The organism is Pseudomonas sp. KBN12P06040, from assembly GCF_037574965.1.
Lineage (GTDB): Bacteria > Pseudomonadota > Gammaproteobacteria > Pseudomonadales > Pseudomonadaceae > Pseudomonas > Pseudomonas aeruginosa.
Genome location: NZ_JBBELS010000001.1, coordinates 4133329 through 4149068 on the forward strand (window position 1 = coordinate 4133329; position 15740 = coordinate 4149068).

Annotated in this window: 15 protein-coding genes and 1 pseudogene; 4 read left to right on the top strand and 12 right to left on the bottom strand. The window is 67.8% G+C overall.

What is annotated here, in order from left to right; translation table 11 throughout:
* Position 1: 1 nt before the first annotated feature.
* Positions 2-1349: pseudogene (locus tag VQ067_RS19380) on the bottom strand (MDR family MFS transporter).
* A gap of 107 nt (positions 1350-1456) precedes the next feature.
* On the opposite strand from VQ067_RS19380, the gene VQ067_RS19385 reads away from it, so the two are divergent.
* Positions 1457-2368, top strand: coding sequence for a LysR family transcriptional regulator (locus tag VQ067_RS19385; protein WP_003082689.1), 912 nt, complete (start codon positions 1457-1459; stop codon positions 2366-2368).
* Positions 2369-2418: 50 nt separating this feature from the next.
* Here VQ067_RS19385 and phnX read toward each other — a convergent pair whose 3' ends face one another.
* Positions 2419-3246 carry a phosphonoacetaldehyde hydrolase gene (gene phnX, locus VQ067_RS19390; RefSeq protein WP_033990191.1) on the bottom strand — a complete coding sequence of 276 codons (828 nt, stop codon included), beginning with the start codon at positions 3244-3246 and terminating at the stop codon, positions 2419-2421.
* Positions 3247-3281: 35 nt separating this feature from the next.
* Positions 3282-4397 carry a 2-aminoethylphosphonate--pyruvate transaminase gene (phnW, locus tag VQ067_RS19395; protein WP_015503246.1) on the bottom strand — a complete coding sequence of 372 codons (1116 nt, stop codon included), beginning with the start codon at positions 4395-4397 and terminating at the stop codon, positions 3282-3284.
* A 167-nt stretch (positions 4398-4564) separates the two neighbouring features.
* Here phnW and VQ067_RS19400 point away from each other — a divergent pair, with 167 nt between their 5' ends.
* On the top strand, positions 4565-5425 hold the full coding sequence (locus tag VQ067_RS19400) for a LysR substrate-binding domain-containing protein (protein ID WP_003109262.1): 861 nt from the start codon (positions 4565-4567) through the stop codon (positions 5423-5425).
* Positions 5426-5434: 9 nt separating this feature from the next.
* On the opposite strand, the gene VQ067_RS19405 is transcribed toward VQ067_RS19400, so the two are convergent.
* The 4 genes from VQ067_RS19405 to VQ067_RS19420 form a co-directional block, all read right to left on the bottom strand.
* Positions 5435-5959, bottom strand: coding sequence for a DUF2937 family protein (locus VQ067_RS19405; RefSeq protein WP_003086848.1), 525 nt, complete (start codon positions 5957-5959; stop codon positions 5435-5437).
* Positions 5960-5985: 26 nt separating this feature from the next.
* Positions 5986-6759: a class II glutamine amidotransferase gene (locus VQ067_RS19410; RefSeq protein WP_003082680.1), complete on the bottom strand. Its 774-nt coding sequence runs from the start codon at positions 6757-6759 to the stop codon at positions 5986-5988.
* A 3-nt stretch (positions 6760-6762) separates the two neighbouring features.
* Positions 6763-7224, bottom strand: a complete 462-nt coding sequence (locus VQ067_RS19415) for an HIT family protein (protein WP_003086845.1) — start codon at positions 7222-7224, stop codon at positions 6763-6765.
* A gap of 63 nt (positions 7225-7287) precedes the next feature.
* Positions 7288-7761: a hypothetical protein gene (locus tag VQ067_RS19420; protein WP_003086834.1), complete on the bottom strand. Its 474-nt coding sequence runs from the start codon at positions 7759-7761 to the stop codon at positions 7288-7290.
* A gap of 148 nt (positions 7762-7909) precedes the next feature.
* On the opposite strand from VQ067_RS19420, the gene VQ067_RS19425 reads away from it, so the two are divergent.
* Together VQ067_RS19425 and lepB are read left to right on the top strand one after the other, a co-directional pair.
* Positions 7910-9961: a S9 family peptidase gene (locus tag VQ067_RS19425; protein ID WP_042852732.1), complete on the top strand. Its 2052-nt coding sequence runs from the start codon at positions 7910-7912 to the stop codon at positions 9959-9961.
* A gap of 76 nt (positions 9962-10037) precedes the next feature.
* Complete coding sequence (gene lepB, locus VQ067_RS19430; protein ID WP_003133458.1) at positions 10038-10577, top strand: signal peptidase I; 540 nt, start codon at positions 10038-10040, stop codon at positions 10575-10577.
* A gap of 6 nt (positions 10578-10583) precedes the next feature.
* On the opposite strand, the gene hxuC is transcribed toward lepB, so the two are convergent.
* The 5 genes from hxuC to VQ067_RS19455 all read right to left on the bottom strand — a co-directional run bounded on the left by hxuC (position 10584) and on the right by VQ067_RS19455 (position 15726).
* Entirely contained in the window at positions 10584-13139 is a 2556-nt protein-coding gene (gene hxuC, locus VQ067_RS19435) for a heme receptor HxuC (protein ID WP_031693353.1), read from the bottom strand.
* 128 nt (positions 13140-13267) lie between these two features.
* Positions 13268-14251 carry a FecR family protein gene (locus VQ067_RS19440; protein WP_024947057.1) on the bottom strand — a complete coding sequence of 328 codons (984 nt, stop codon included), beginning with the start codon at positions 14249-14251 and terminating at the stop codon, positions 13268-13270.
* Entirely contained in the window at positions 14248-14775 is a 528-nt protein-coding gene (locus VQ067_RS19445) for an RNA polymerase sigma factor (protein ID WP_033988803.1), read from the bottom strand. The genes VQ067_RS19440 and VQ067_RS19445 overlap by 4 nt, the downstream gene beginning before the upstream one ends.
* Positions 14776-14924: 149 nt before the next feature.
* On the bottom strand, positions 14925-15374 hold the full coding sequence (locus VQ067_RS19450; RefSeq protein ID WP_003082662.1) for a YcgN family cysteine cluster protein: 450 nt from the start codon (positions 15372-15374) through the stop codon (positions 14925-14927).
* Between the two features lie 76 nt (positions 15375-15450).
* A complete protein-coding gene (locus VQ067_RS19455; RefSeq protein ID WP_003082658.1) occupies positions 15451-15726 on the bottom strand; it encodes a metal/formaldehyde-sensitive transcriptional repressor in 276 nt (91 codons plus the stop codon).
* Positions 15727-15740 lie beyond the last annotated feature (14 nt).

A 15740-nucleotide genomic window follows, 5' to 3' on the forward strand; every position in this document is an offset into this window, starting at 1 on the left:
TTCAGGTCTGGACCAGGGCGCGAACCCCGGCGGAATCGATACGCCTCACCCACGGCAGAGGCAATAGCGTGAAAGCGGCGGAGAACAGGAAGCAGTGGACGAAGGCCGCGGGGTCGGCCCGCGCCTGCAATAGGTTGAGCAACCCACCGAGCACGGCCATGCCCAGGCAGAACGCCAGTTGCCGATTGATGTTCCACAAGGCGCTGGCATGGCCCATGCGCGCCGCCGGGACGTCGAGCAAGGCCATGCCCTGTGCCGCGCTGCTACACAGGCTGCCGCCGAATCCCATGGTCGCGTAGGCCCCCGCCAGTTGCCAGAAGCCGCTCCCCTCCCCGCTTCGAGCCAGCCACAGCAGGCCGCCGGCCTGTATCGCCATGCCCGCCAGCAGCAAGGATTTCGGCCCCCAGCGATTGAAGCGTCGCCGGGTCAGGCCGATGGCCAGGCCGGCCGCCAGCGCCCAGGGCAGCATCAGCGCACCGGCACGGCTCGCGCTGAGGCCGAGGGGGCCTTGCAGATAGAGCATGGCGACCAGGTTGGCGCCCATGAAGGCTCCCGGCACGCAGAGATAGACCAGCATCGCCGTACGCAGCAATGGCGCCTCCAGCAAGCCAAGGTCGAGCAGCGCGTCGGTACGAGCGCGCCCGTCACGCCAGTAGCAGCAAGGCCAGCAGCGCCAGGAGCAGGCCACGCCCGCCGCCGCCGGGCGATCCCAGCCAGGCGAGCGCCACCAGCAGCGTGGCCAGCGCCGCCGAGCCGAGCAGCAGGCCGCGCAGGTCCAGGCGCTGCGCCGCATGCTTGTGCCTGGGCAGCCAGCGCATCGCCAGGGCCAGCACCAGCAGCGCTGGCGCCACGCTGGCGAAGAAGATCCCACGCCAGGACAGGCTGTCCACCAGCCAGCCGCCGAGGGCAGGCGCCACGGCGGGAACGATCAGCGCCACCAGCATCACCCGTGCGGTCAGGCCGGCCCGTGCCGACGCCGGGACATTCCGATAGGCCATGGCCTGGCCGAGGGGGATCAGCAACCCGCCGGCCAACCCCTGGCACAGGCGCCAAACGATCAACGTCGCCGCCGATCCAGCCAGGCCGCAACCCAGCGAAGCGCTGGCGAAACCGGCCAGTGCCAGCAGCATCAGTCGCCGTTCTCCCAGGCGCGAAGCGAGCCAGACGCTCAACGGAATCACCAGGGTCAAGCCGAGCAGGTAGGTGTTGCCGATCCACGCCAGGGTCGCCACCGAAGCGCCAAGGGAACGCCCGATGTCCGGGTAGGCGACGCTGGCGATGAAGATGTTCACCAGGTCCAGGGCGAACCCCAGCAGGTACAAAGTGGCCAGGCGGGACGGTTGATTCATGGGCGCTCCGGAGGTTTGCCGGGGAGCATAGCGAGGCGCTCGCGCTATCTGGAGAGGCTAATCGCGCATAGACTGTCAAATCGAATTTGACAATAGGGTCGCCTTCCATGGTCAGCCTCGACCGCTTCGAAACCTTTCGCGCCGTGGTCGACTGCGGTTCCCTCAGCGCCGCCGCCGACACCCTCGGCCAGACGCGTGCGGTAGTCAGCTTCAACCTCAAGCGGCTGGAGGCCGAGCTGGGCGTTTCTCTGCTCAGCCGCAGCACCCGGCGGATGGCCCTGACCGATGCTGGCGAACGCTTCTACCAGCGCTGCGTGAAGGTGCTCGACGAGGCGCGCCTGGCCATCGACGACGCCCGCGCCGAGCATGGCGAACTGCGTGGCAGCCTGCGCGTCACCACCACCCAGGAATACGGCCTGCGCCAACTGGTGCCGGCCCTGCAGGCATTCGCCCGGCTGCACCCGGCGTTGCAGGTACAATTGTCGACCTCATCGCTGCATGCCGACCTGATTGGCGAACGCTTCGACGTCGCGATCCGCCTGGGGCGCCTGGAGGACTCCACCCACCATGCGGTGCAACTGGCCAGCTTCGAGGTCCTGGCGGTGGCCAGCCCGGCCTGCCTGGCGGCGCTCGGCGAACCGCCGCCGACCGACCTGGAGAGTCTGGAGCGCCTGCAGAATCTCGGTCACAGCCGGCTGGCGGACTCCCTGCCCTGGCAAGTACGCGCCCCCGACGGCGCCCTGCGCAGCTACCGCGGACCGCGCCATCCCATGCTGCTGGCCGACAACGCCGCGGCCCTGCGCGCCTTTGCCCTCGACGGCCTGGGTATCGCCGTGCTGCCGGACTGGCTGGTGCAGGCCGACTTGCGCTGCGGCGCACTGCAACGCCTGCTGGCGGACCACGGGTTTCCGCTCCAGGGCGTGCATGCCGTTTATCCGCCGACCCGCCACCTGCCGTCGAAGGTCCGCGCGTTCATCGACTTCCTCAAGACTCGCCTGGGGCACCCGGACGCCGGTTAGAAAACCGAGGCCGCCGCGGTTGCCCGCGGCGGCCTCGGCACAGACGTGGCTCAGTTACCCTGCGGCATCTCGCCGCGCGCCAGGCGCGCATTGATGTCGCGGACCACCGCTGGCAGCTCGGCGATGGTCTCGATCAGGTAGTGCGGACGCGAACCTTCGAACATCTGTTCGATACGCGTCCGCTCGCGCTCCAGTTCGGCCGCCGGCAGCGCCTTGTACTGCTCGTAGGTGAGGCCCAGGGCATTGCCCGAGCAGGTCAGCGCCACCGTCCACATCCCGGCGCGGCGCCCTTCGAGGATGCCCGGCCAGGTGTCGTCGACCTTCACGCAGGCCGCCACATCGTCGATCCCCAGGGCGATCACGTTGGCCAGCGCCTGGGCCGGCCATGGCCGGCCGTTGGGCACTTCGTCGGTGGCCACCACGTGGTCGGCGACGTAGCCGTTGGTCTCGGCCAGGGCTACCACCTTCTCCATCACCACCGCCGGGTAGCCGGAACAGGAACCGATCTTCAGGCCCATCCCGCGGAGTTCGGCGATCGCCTGCAGGACGCCGGGGATCAGCGCCGAATGTTCGGCGATCTTTTCGATCTGCAGCGGCATGAAGCGCTCGTAGATGGCGGTGACATCGTCGTCGCTGGGCAGGCGGCCGAAGGCGGCGCGGTAGCGCTCGGCGATCGCCGGGATGTCGCAGAGGGTGCGGATGTGGTCCCACTTGCCCATTCCCATCGGACCGCGCGCTTCCTCCAGGCTGACCTGGACGCCGAATTCGGCGAAGGCCTCGACGAAGATCTGGGTCGGCGCGAAGGAGCCGAAATCGACCACGGTTCCCGCCCAGTCGAGGATGGCGGCCTGGAGGGTGGCTGGCTGGTTGTAATTCATTGTCGTGAACCCTTTTCTGCTCGTTGTCGTTCAGTTCAGATCTCGAGGACTTCCAGTTCGCGCAGCGCCTCGCCGATGGCGGCGACCGCCTGCCGCATCTCCGCGGCGTCGACGTGGCCGATGCAGCCGACGCGGAAGGTTTCCACCTGGGTCAACTTGCCCGGATAGAGGATGAAGCCCTTCTCCCGCACGCGTTGGTAGAAGTCGGCGAAGCGGTAGCGCGGATCGCGCGGCGCGTGGAAGGTAACGATGATCGGCGCCTGGATTTCCGCCGGCAGGAAGCTGCGGAAACCGAGCCGGGCCATCTCGCCGAGCAGCGTTTCGCAATTGCTCGCGTAGCGCCGCTGGCGCGCCGGCAGGCCGCCCTCCTCTTCGTACTGGCTGAGCGCTTCGTGCAGGGCGGCGACCACATGGGTCGGCGGGGTGAAGCGCCACTGCCCGGTCTTGCGCATGTAGGCGTGCTGGTCCTGCAGGTCCATGGCCAGGGAGTGGCAGTTGCCGGCGCTGGCTTCCAGGGCGGCGCTGCGGGCGAAGACGAAGCCCATCCCCGGGACGCCCTCCAGGCACTTGCCGGAGGCGGCGATCAGGGCGTCGAACGGGACTGTCCGGGCATCGATCCCGATCGCCCCGAAGGAGCTCATGGCATCGACGATCAGGCGCTTGCCGTGACGCTCGACGACCTTGGCGATGGCCTCCAGCGGATTGAGGATGCCGGTGCTGGTCTCGCAGTGGATCAGCGCCACATGGCTGATCGCCGGATCGGCGGCCAGCAGGCGCTCGACGTCAGCGGCGGTGGTCGGCACGTTCTCTTCGGTCTCGAAGGTGCTGAAGGGCCGTTGCAGGACCTCGCAGATCTTCGCCAGGCGCTTGCCGTAGGCACCGTTGATCAACACCAGAACCTTGCCGTCGCGCGGCACCAGGGTGCCGATCGCCGCTTCCACGGCGAAGGTGCCGCTGCCCTGCAACGGTACGCAGGTGTGGCTGCCTTCGCCGCCGACGATCTTCAGCAGGCGCTGGCAGACGCTGGCGGTGAGTTCGTTGAAATCGCTGTCCCAGGAGCCCCAGTCGACCATCATCGCCCGACGGGTACGGTAGGAGGTGGTCAGCGGACCGGGGGTCAGCAGGATGGGTGCGCGTTCGGCAGTGCTCATGCTCATTTCCTCTGCGGGAATCGGCGAAAGAAACCGGATCGGGCTTCGCGGCCCGGGCGGTCGTTCCGCGCCGGCGTTCCGGGGAAGCCTGGAGACATAAGGTGAGCGCCGCGCTACTATCGTTCAAATTGTTTGTTCCGATGCCAGCCATAAGCCAGGCCGATACCATGAATCTCTTCCAGCTCCGCGCCTTCGACGCCGTCGCCCGCGAAGGCAGTTTCACCCGCGCCGCCGAGCGCCTGTGTATCAGCCAACCGGCGGTGACCGGACACGTCAAGGCACTCGAGGAGCACTACCAGGTCACCCTGTTCCGACGCACCGCCCGGCGCATCGAACTGACCGAGGAAGGCTCGCGCCTGGTGGCGATCACACGCACCCTGTTCGCCCTGGAGGAAGAAGCCGAGGCCCTGCTCGACGCCAATCGACAATTGGTCTCCGGCCGCCTCGAGGTCGCCGCCGACGGCCCGCACCTGGTGATGCCGATGCTCGCCCGGCTGCGCGCGAGCTATCCGGGAATCACCGTCAACCTGCGCCTGGGCAACGCCCAGGAAACCCTCGCGGCGCTGCTCAGCGAACACGTCGACGTCGCCGTGCTGACCGAGGTCGAGGCGCGTCCCGGGCTGTTCCTGGAGGAGTTGGTGAATTCGCGCATCTGCGCCCTGCTGCCTCGCCAGCATCCCTGGTGCGAACGCAGCGAAGGCGTACCGCTGGAAGAACTCGACCAGCAGATCATGGTGCTGCGCGAACCCGGCTCGATCACCCGCCGCACCTTCGACCGCGCCTGCGCCAGCCAGGGCGTGCAGCCGCGGGTGCTGCTGGAGCTGGACAGCCGGGAAGCGGTGACCGAAGCGGTGGCCGCCGAACTGGGCGTCGGCGTGGTGTCTTCCCTGGAGGTCGGCAACGATCCGCGGGTTCGCGCGGTGCCGCTGGTCGGTCCCGAGCTGACCAACTGCCACCTGATCGGCTGCCTGGAGAAGCGCCGCGGCCTGCGGGTGATCAGGGCGTTCCTGGAACTAGCGGCGGCCTGAGTCGCGCCGTCAGCTCCAGTGACGCTCGCGGGTGCGGCGGTCTTCGCCGAAGCCGAACAGCGAGGCCAGCGAATACACGATCAGCTCGGCGATCCAGGCGACCAGCAAGGCGCAGCCCAGGCCCCAGGCGATCACCTCGGGCTTGAGCAGGACCTGGTAGCTGTAGCTGGCATAGGTTTCCATCAGCAACTCATGGTTCGGTGCGCGCAGCATGTGCCAGGCGCGGGCGTACCAGGGCCCCTGCATGGCCTGCCACTCGGCGTCGAGCATGCGCGCGCGGCGCATCAGGCGGTCGAGGTTCTCGCCGTCGCGCTGGAACACCGGATCGCTGTTGCTGCGGTAATGCCTGACCAGTTCCTCCAGGCTGCCGTTGAAGAACTGCCCGGCGGTCTGCTGGAAGCCCTGGATGTTCTGCGCGGCCTCCAGGCGATGGGCGTCGACGCGTTTGGCGTAGTCGTCGATGAAGCCGGGCACCTGCACCCCGAGCAGCAGGCCCAGGGTGAACAGCACCAGTCTCAGGTAACTGCGGAACATGCGCTCTCCTCGTCCACGGCGGCGATTCAGACCCGCCCCTTGGCCAACACCTCGCCGCCCCACCAGAGGACCCACTCGCCGCTCTGCTGCAAGGTCCAGTTCTCGTTGTCGGTGAGCGGCTCGGTGGCGATCACCGTGACCACGTCGTCCGGCGTGGTTTCCGCATGGAAGTCCACGGTCAGGTCGGCATCCTTCAACCGTGCCGGGCCGAACGGCGCGCGGCGGGTAATGTAGGCGAGTTTGCTGGAGCAGAAGGTGAACAGCCAGTCGCCGTCGCTGATCAGGGCATTGAACACGCCTTTCTTGCGATATTCGTCACAGGCCGAGATCAGCACCGGCAACAGCACCTCCACCGGCACCGGCTCGGGGAAAGCCCGGCGCACGCGGTTCAGCAGGTCGCAGAAGGCCGCCTCGCTGTCGGTCTCGCCGACCGGGCGGTAGAAGCCGGGCTTGGGCTGGAAGTCGGCCAGTTGGCCATTGTGCGCGAAGGTCCAGTAGCGCCCGCCGAGTTCGCGGATGAAGGGGTGGGTGTTGCTCAGCCCGACCTTGCCGACGTTGGCCTGGCGGATGTGCCCGATGACCGTCTCGCTCTTGATCGGGAAGCGCTGCACCAGCCGCGCCACCTCCGAATCGACGCTCGCCAGCGGGTCCTGGAACAGCCGCACGCCGCGTCCTTCGTAGAAGGCGATGCCCCAACCGTCGCGGTGCGGGCCGGTGCCGCCGCCGCGCTGCATCAGTCCGGTGAAGCTGAAGACGATGTCCGTCGGGACGTTGGCGCTCATGCCCAATAGTTCACACATGGCTCAAACCTCCCTGAGCAAGGCTGTACGTAGTAGTTCTCCTTCCCGCTGCAGACGCGCCTGCAGGCTCGCGCGACCGATCGGCAGGAAACGGGTCAGGGCGCGCCAGAGCAGTCGCGGCAGGTCGCCGCGACGCCGGGGAATCAGGTGCAGATGCAGGTGCGCCACGTGCTGGTTGGCCGCCACGCCATCGTTGAGCAACAGGTTGATGCCTTCCACGCCGAAACCGGCCCGGCGCAACGCGCGACCGGTACGCTCGGCGAGCGCCGGGAGGGCGTCGCGGGCGGCGGCGGAAAGATCGCTCAGGTGCGGGGCGTGCTCGCGGGCTACGATCAGCACGTGCGCCGGTCGCAGCGGAAAGATGTCCAGCAGGACGATGAAATGCTCGTCCTCGAAGAGTCTGTGCGCCGGCTCGCGGCCACCCGCTATGGCGCAGAACACGCAATCCATGGGAAATCCCGACATAGGCCTCGCCTCATGCTGAACGCCTGCCGGGCGTAGTGCAAGAATGGATTTCGTCGCGAAAGGCTACAGGCGCGGCTCGATGCGCATGCGCCGGTCGCCGTGCTCGTCGGTGCGGGTGTCGACGTCCGGCATCAACTCGGGCTGCATCATCTGCCGCAGGGTCGGCTCGTCCTCGGCGTCCTGCGACGGATGCCGGCGATTCTTCCAGGCCCGCTCCAGCGGCCAGCGGATGGCGGCGATCAGCAGGTACAGGCCGAAACCCAGCAGCGCCACCAGGGCCAGGTCGGAGACCGCGCGCCAGGCGTTGTTGCCGACCTTGAACACGACGTCCAGCGCGGTGATCGCGATGGCCGGGGCGTAGAGGTCGTTCTGCGGGTCCACCGGAGTCGGCGTGAACAGCAGGATGAAGACGATCAGCCGCAGGGGTTCGCGCAGCCAGCGCCACATCCAGCCGGTCATCAGCCAGAACACCAGCATCAGGCCGAGTCCGGCGATGGCGTAGGCGCCCCAGGCGATCAGATAGTCTTGTTCATTCATGCGGCGTGCGTGGCGATAGCGGTGATGGGGGGCTTATGATAGCCGCTTTTGCATGCCGACGCGCCTACCCACCGATGGCGGGCGCCGCGCCGCCAGTTTTATTCAGATTTCCCGGCCTCGCGCATGGCCGGATCGACGAGGATTCCCGATGCCCCATCCGCAGCCCCCCATCGCCCGCCGCGACGCCGGAAGCGACCCCTACGCCTGGCTGGAGGAGCGCGACGCCCCGGAGGTGCTCGACTACCTGAAGGCCGAGAACGCCTACCTGGATAGCGAACTGGCCGACCAGGCCGGGTTGCGCGAGACCCTGTTCGAGGAGATCAGGGGACGCATCCGCGAGACCGACCTGTCGTTGCCCAGTCCCTGGGGTCCGTGGCTGTACTACCAGCGCACCACCGCCGGCGATGAATACCCGCGCCACTACCGCTGCCCACGTCCGGCGGACGGCAGCCTGGCGGTCGACGAAGGCGCCGAGCAACTGTTGCTCGATCCCAACCAGTTGGCCGACGGCGGCTTCCTCTCCCTCGGCGCCTTCAGCATCAGCCCCGACCAGAGCCTGCTGGCCTACAGCCTGGACACCAGCGGCGACGAGATCTACCGCCTGTTCGTCAAGGACCTCGCCAGCGGCGCGGTGCAGGCCCTGCCCTTCGACGACTGCGACGGCAGCCTGACCTGGGCCAACGACAACCGCACACTGTTCTTCGGCGAACTGGACGACACCCACCGCCCGCACAAGCTCTATCGCCACCGCCTGTGCGAGGCCGGCGCCGAGCTGGTGTTCGAGGAAGGCGACGGGCGCTTCTTCCTGCACTGCTACCGCTCCAGCTCGGAACGCCAGTTGATCCTCCTGCTCAACAGCAAGACCACCAGCGAGGCCTGGGTGCTCGACGCCGACCAGCCGCAGGGAACGTTCCGCTGCCTGGCGCCGCGCGAGGAAGGCCATGAGTACTACCCCGACCACGGTCGCCTCGACGGCCGGGGCCTGTGGTTGATCCGCAGCAACCAGGCGGGGATCAACTTCGCCCTCTACCAGGCCGAGGAGTCGCGGCCGACTCGCGAGCACTGGCAACTGCGCGTGGCCCACGACCCGCAGCGGACCCTGGAAGATGTCAGCCTGAACGCCGAGGCGGTGATCCTCGGCCTGCGCGACGGCGGCCTGCCGGTGATCGAGGTGCAACCGCAGGGCCTGCCGGCCTACCGCGTGCAGTTGCCGGACGCCGCCTACAGCCTCTACGTGCAGGACAGCCTGGAATTCGACAGCCTCTGCGTGCGACTGCGCTACGAGGCCCTGAACCGTCCGGCGCAGGTACGCCAGCTGAACCTCGCCGATGGCACGCAGACCGTCCTCAAGCAGACCCCGGTGGAAGGCCCCTTCGACGCCGACGCCTACGCCAGTCGGCGCATCTGGGCCAGCAGCGGCGACGGCACGCAGGTGCCGGTCAGCCTGGTGGCGCGCAAGGAAGTCCTCGACGGCATCGCCGCCGGGCGCCCCGCGCCGCTCTATCTCTATGGCTACGGCGCCTACGGGCATAGCCTCGATCCCTGGTTCTCCCACGCCCGCCTGAGCCTGCTCGAACGCGGCTTCGTCTTCGCCATCGCCCATGTCCGTGGCGGCGGCGAACTGGGCGAAGCCTGGTACCGGGCCGGCAAGCTGGAACACAAGCAGAACAGCTTCGACGACTTCATCGCCTGCGCCGAGCACCTGCTCGCCGAGGGCTACTGCCGTCCCGAGGGACTCGCCATCAGCGGCGGCAGCGCCGGCGGGCTGTTGATCGGCGCGGTGCTCAACCAGCGCCCGCAACTATTCGGCGCGGCGATCGCCGAGGTGCCGTTCGTCGACGTGCTGAACAGCATGCTCAATCCGGACCTGCCGCTGACCGTCACCGAATACGATGAGTGGGGCAACCCGCAGGAGCCCGAGGTGCATGCGCGGATCGCCGCCTACGCGCCCTACGAGAACGTCAGGGCCCAGGACTACCCGCACCTGCTGGTGGTCGCCGGCTACAACGACAGCCGCGTGCAGTACTGGGAAGCCGCCAAGTGGGTGGCGAAACTGCGGGCGACCAGGACCGACGCCAACCTGCTGCTGCTCAAGACCGACCTCGGCGCCGGCCACGGCGGCATGAGCGGCCGCTACCAGGGGCTGAAGGACGTGGCGCTGGAATACGCCTTCCTGCTCAAGGTCCTCGGCCTGGTATGACGACCGCGGGGGCCGGCGACGCCGGCCTTCCGCCACGAAAAAGGGAACCTTCGTGAAACGACGCTTCTGGCCCGCCATGGGCCTGCTCGCCGCGATCATGCTGGCCGTCTACCTGGCGAATCCGTTCGGCACCGCCAGTCTCGACCCGCGCGCGCGGCTCCTCGGCGTGGCGCTGTACAAGATCCCTTCGCGCTCGATGGAACCGACCTTGCAACAGGGCGACTTCATCCTCGCCAACGCCGCGCGCTACGCCTTCGCCGACCCGCAGGTCGGCGACCTGGTGGTGTTCCGCTTCCCGCCGCAGCGCAGCATCGCCTATGTGAAGCGCATCGCCGGGATACCCGGCGATCGCGTGCGAATCGATGGCGGCCGGCTCTACGTCAATGACCACCAGGTGACCGAGCCCTACCTGGCGCAGCAGGCGCTGCGCCAGCCGGACTCCCTGCGCATGGCCGAGCGGACCGTCCCCGCCGGCCACTACTTCATGCTCGGCGACAACCGCGACAACTCCAACGACAGCCGCTACTGGGGCTACGTACCGCGCGCCGACCTGGTCGGCCGGGTGTTCGTCGTCTGGTATGCCGAGGACACCCGGCGCATCGGTTCGGTGCGCTGACGCCCCTCAGAAGAACTGGGTGACGCTGATCTTGGCGTTGCGTCCCTGGCTGTAGACCAGGTCGCCGCCCAGCGGCTGGCGATAGGAGCGGTTGAACAGGTTGTCCACGGTGAAGTCGATGCGGGTGTCCTTCAGGCCCAGCTTGGCCGGGACCCACTCGGCGAACAGCCGATGGGTGTCGTAGCTGTCGTTGGCCGCGTGATCCCAGTAGATATCGCCGGAACCGGTACCCATCCCGCCGCTGTAGCGATCGCTGGGCAGGCGGTCGGTCTTGCGCACGAACTCGCCCTGCCAGCCGAGCTTGGCGTCCCATTCCGGAACCTTCAGGCCGAGCATGGCCACCCACTTCGGCGGCGGGATGTCGCGCGCCCACACGTTCGGTCCCCAGGGATTGCTGTAGGCACCATCGTGCTTGCCGGTCATCCACGAGTAGGACAGGCTGCCGAACAGTCGCTGGCTGTCGTAGAAGCTCTCGATCTCGAAGCCCTTGATGGTCAGGCCCGGCAGGTTGCGGTAGTTGCTCAGCGGCAGCATGTCGCCGCAGCTACCGCCGATACTGCCGTTGTCGATCGACTGCTGGCGGCAGCCGACGCTGCGGGTGCGGAATATCTCGTCCTTGATGCGGTTCTGGAACAACGTGGTGCGGATCTGCAGGCTGTCGCCGGCGACCAGCAGGTCCGGCAGGTTGATCACGCTGCCGCCACGGATCGCATGGATGCGCTCGGCGTCCAGGTCGCGGCTGCTGCCGCCGATGGTCGAACTGTTCTGCACTTCGTACTGTTCGTCGATCACCGGCGCTCGCCAGGTCTCGGTGTAGTCGGCGAAGAACGCCAGGTTCGGCGTCGCGGTCCAGAACACCGACAGCCGCGGCGACCAGCCGGAGTAGGTCTGGGCGCGATAGTCATGGCCGAGCTTGGGATTGTCGTAGATCGGCGCCAGGTTGGCCTGGCCGTCGTTGCGCACGCTGTCGAAGCGCATCGATGGGGTGACGGTCAGGCTGCCGTAGGTGATCGCGTCCTGGATGTAGAAGCTCTGCGTGTCCTGCTTGCCGGCCGGCATGAATGCCGGTTGCAGCCAGCCGTAGTTGTAGCGCGGGGTCTCATAGGTCTTGCCCGGCATGTGCATGAGGATGTCGCGCTTGTGCTTGTGCAGCGCCGCGCCCAGGGTCAGCTCGTGTTGTAGCGCTCCGGTATCGAAACGGCTGGTGTTGCGCAGTTCCAGGACCTTGTCCTGGTACTCGGTACGCATCCGCTTGCCGCCGGTGGCGAGCTGGTAGAAGGCGGTGTCCTCGCGACGGTCGAGTTGCTCGGTGCGGGCGTCGGAATAGCTCAGTTGCAGGTCGATCCAGGGGTTGTCCAGCGGATGGTAGTTGTACTTGCCGGTCCAGGTGGTGTCGGTGGTATCGCGGTGGGCCAGCAGGCGGGTCAGGCCCAGCTCGTAGCCGTAGCGGTCGATGGTCCACTGGCTCGGCGGGGTCGGGTAGCTGCTGGCGGAGAACGGCGTCCAGCGCGAGCTTTTCGAGCGCAGGTAGGTGAAGCCCAGGTCGTGCTCCTCGGTGGGGTGCAGGTTTAGCTTGAACAGGCCGGTCTTCTCGTCCTGAGCGCTGTTGGGCAGGCGCTTGGGGTTGATCGGGTAGTCGGTGGGCGACAGCGGCAGGTTGTCGGCCAGCTTCATGTCGCGGCCGTCGCGGCCGTTGAGGTAGAGCAGGGCATCGACGCGGCGGTCTTCGCTGCGACCGAACACGGCGCCGGAGTAGATCTTCTGCTGGTCGTTGGAGTGATAGCCGTACTTGAGCATGGCGCCGAGGTCGCGGTCTTCGCGCAGCAGGTCCGGCGCGTCCTTGGTCTCCATGTGCACGGTGCCGCCGAAGCCGCCATTGCCGGTGAACACCGAGTGCGGCCCCTTCTCCACCTCGATGCGCTTGATCATTTCCGGTTCGATGAACACGGTGCCTTGCTGGTAGCGCTCGAAGCCGCTCTTCTGCGCGCCGTCCAGGGTATAGGGCACGTCCTCGGCGTCGCCCAGGCCCCAGATGTTGGTGGTCTGTCCGCCCGGCTTGGGCGAGCCGCCCATGGTCACCCCGGGCAGGGTCTGCAGCAGGCTGGGGATGTTGTCCGCCTGCTGGCGTTCGATATCCCGCCGGGTCAGGGTCGAGCGGCCGACGTTGCTGGCGTCCACTTCGCGACCGTTGCCGACGATGGTCTGCGCGTCCAGTTGCAGCGCGTTGTCGCTGTAGGCGTCGACCTGGCGCTGGCGCACCACGTAGCCGCCGCCCGCCTCCACCAGCTCCAGCTCGGAACCGACCAGCAACCGCTCCAGCGCCTCGCGCACCCCGTAGCTGCCGCTCAGCGCCGGAGCGCGCAGGCCCCGCAGGAGCGACTCGTCGAACAGCACTTGGACCTGCGCCTGCTGCGCCAGGCGCGACAGCGAGGCGGCCAGCGGCTGCGCCGGCAGGTCGAAGCGTCGTTCGGCAGCGCTGGCGCCGGCGGCCCACAACGCGGCGCCGAGCACGGCGGCGGAACACAGCGGGCGCCAGGCGGCGCGGGTGAAAGGCAAGGTCATGCTGGAACTCTCCCCAAGTGACTGCTGGATGTCGCCGGCAGCGGCGACGGACAGCAGAGAAGACGCAGCAGGGAGAAAAACCCACATATGCGAATGAAAAATATTTTCATTAACGCTGAAGACGCGCCTCAGCGCGCCAGGATCAGCACCTCGCCGCCAGCCTGCGGCTGTACCCGCACCGGCAATAGCGCCGGCAGAGCGAGGAGAAAATCGTCGGGGCGGGCGATCCGCACCGTACCGGAGACCCGCTTGCCGGCAAGCCGGGGATCTCCCAGGCGGATCGGCGCGGCACGATAGCGCGACAGTTCCTCCACCAGTTCGCCCAGCGGCTTGTCGCGGAACACCAGTTGCCCATCGCGCCAACTGGCGACCTGCTCCGGCGCCACATGGCCGAGCTCCAGGCGCTGGTCGGCGAGGTCCAGGCGCGCGCTGTCGCCAGCCAGCAGCACATGTTCGGCATCCTTCTCCAGGGACGGCTGCAACGCCACGCGCCCCTGTTTCACCGCCACGGCGAGGGCCTGCGCGTTGCGCCGGACGCTGAACTGGGTACCGAGTACGGTGACCCGGCTGTCGCCGCTGCCGACCCGGAACGGCCGGGCCGGATCGTGGCTGACCACGAAGAACACCTCGCCTTTCTTCAACAGCACGTCGCGGGTGCGCTCGGCGTAACGCACCTGCACTTGGGTATCGACGTCGAGGAACAGCTTCGAGCCGTCCGCCAGGACCACCTCGCGCTGCTCGCCAGGCGCCGTGCCGTAGGCGAGGTTCGGCCCGAGCGACTGGTCGCGCCAGAACAGGGTGGCGACGAGCAGCGCGCAGAACACGAAGAACGCCGCCGCCAGCGCCCGTGGCAGGCGCCAGGCCGGCACCGGCTCGGGAATATCCTCCAGCGCCGGGCGCGGCAGGCCGTCGAACTCGCGCCAGAGCCGCTCCATGCCCTCGAGCGCTTCGCGATGGCGCGGATCGGCGCGTAGCCAATCCTCCAGCTCGGCCCGGCAGGCAGCGCTGAAATGCCCGGAACGACGCCGGCTGAACCAGTAGGCGGCGCGGTGATCGATGTCCTCTTCGGTTTCGTCGGCGAACAGCGGTTCCAGTCGTTCCAGCGGCTTCATCCTTCGCCTCCCTGGCCAAGCCGCCGCTTGCAGTGCAGCAAGGCGCTGGCGATGTGCTTTTCCACCATGCTCAGGGAGATTCCCATGCGCTCGGCCACTTCGACCTGGGACAGGCCGTCGAACTTGTGCAGGACGAACGCTTCGCGCCGCCGCGGCGGCAGCTCGGCCAGCGCGGCCGCCAGGTGGCCGAGGCGCTGCTGCTGTTCGAAACGCTCGCCCGGCCCGGCCGCCTCGCCTTCCAGCGCGACGGGTTCGTCGTTCGCCGCCGGCCGGTCGAGATCCTGGCCGCGGCTCTGCTGCCGGCGCCAATGGTCGCGCAACAGGTTGCGGGCGATCTGGAAAAGAAATGCGCGCGGCTGCTCGACCGATTGCCGGCCCGGCCATTTCAGCCACTGGGCGAAAGTATCCTGGGCGAGGTCGGCGGCGTCCGCCGAACTGCCCAGGTGCTTGCGCAGGAAGCGCAGCAACTCGCCATGGAACGCCTGATAGGCATGCGAGACGGAACCACGGAAGCGCTCATCCATCCGTGCATCCTCCGGCGGCGCCCCCCGCGCCGTTGACCCGCTGCAACACCTCGCCTCCCCGCTTCCGTCGGATACGGAAGTCCCTTCGCAAATATGCGAATGATAATACATATCATTTCAAAAGGTAAGGAAGTGCGACGGACGCGAGCTCAGCCGGCGCGGAAGATCAGGTAGTCCTCCCAGTCGTCCTCGGCCACCTGGGTCTCGCTGAGCATGCGCCCGGACTGGGAAATGCGTTCCTTGTGGACCCGCTCCGGGTCGCCGCAGACCAGGTGGTGCCAGAGCGGCAGGTCCTTGCCTTCGGCAACCAGGCGATAGCCGCAGGTCGGCGGCAACCACTGGAACTCGTCGGCCTGCGCCGGGGTGAGCTGGATGCAGTCGGGGACGAAACGGATGCGCTCGGCGTAGTTGGTGCAGCGGCAGCTTTGCAGGTCGAGCAGCTTGCAGGCGATACGCGTGTAGTAGACGCTGCCGTCGTCCTCGTCCTCGAGCTTCTGCAGGCAGCACAAGCCGCAACCGTCGCACAGCGACTCCCACTCGTCCTGGTCGAGTTGGGCGAGGGTCTTGCGTTTCCAGAAGGGTTCGACTTTGGCGGCCATGGCATCGGGGGCTGGTGAAAAGGCGCGATAGTCTAGTCCCCTGCCCCCTCCAGGCCAAGCACCGGCCGGCACATGGCTACTTCAGGTAGGAGCGCAGCGCGGTCACCACCAGCTCCAGGTCTTCGCGACGCTGCTCCGCGCTCGCCTGCTCGGCGCCGAGGTGTTCGCGGATGTGCCCCTCCAGCACTTCGTTCATCAGGCCGTTCACCGCACCGCGGATCGCCGCGATCTGCTGCAGCACCGCCGCGCATTCGCTGCCCTCTTCCAGCGCCTGCTCCAGCGCCCGGGTCTGCCCGGCGATGCGGCGCACCCGCGCCAGGAGCTTCTTCTTCCCATGGATGGTATGGGCCACCGCTCTCTCCTCCA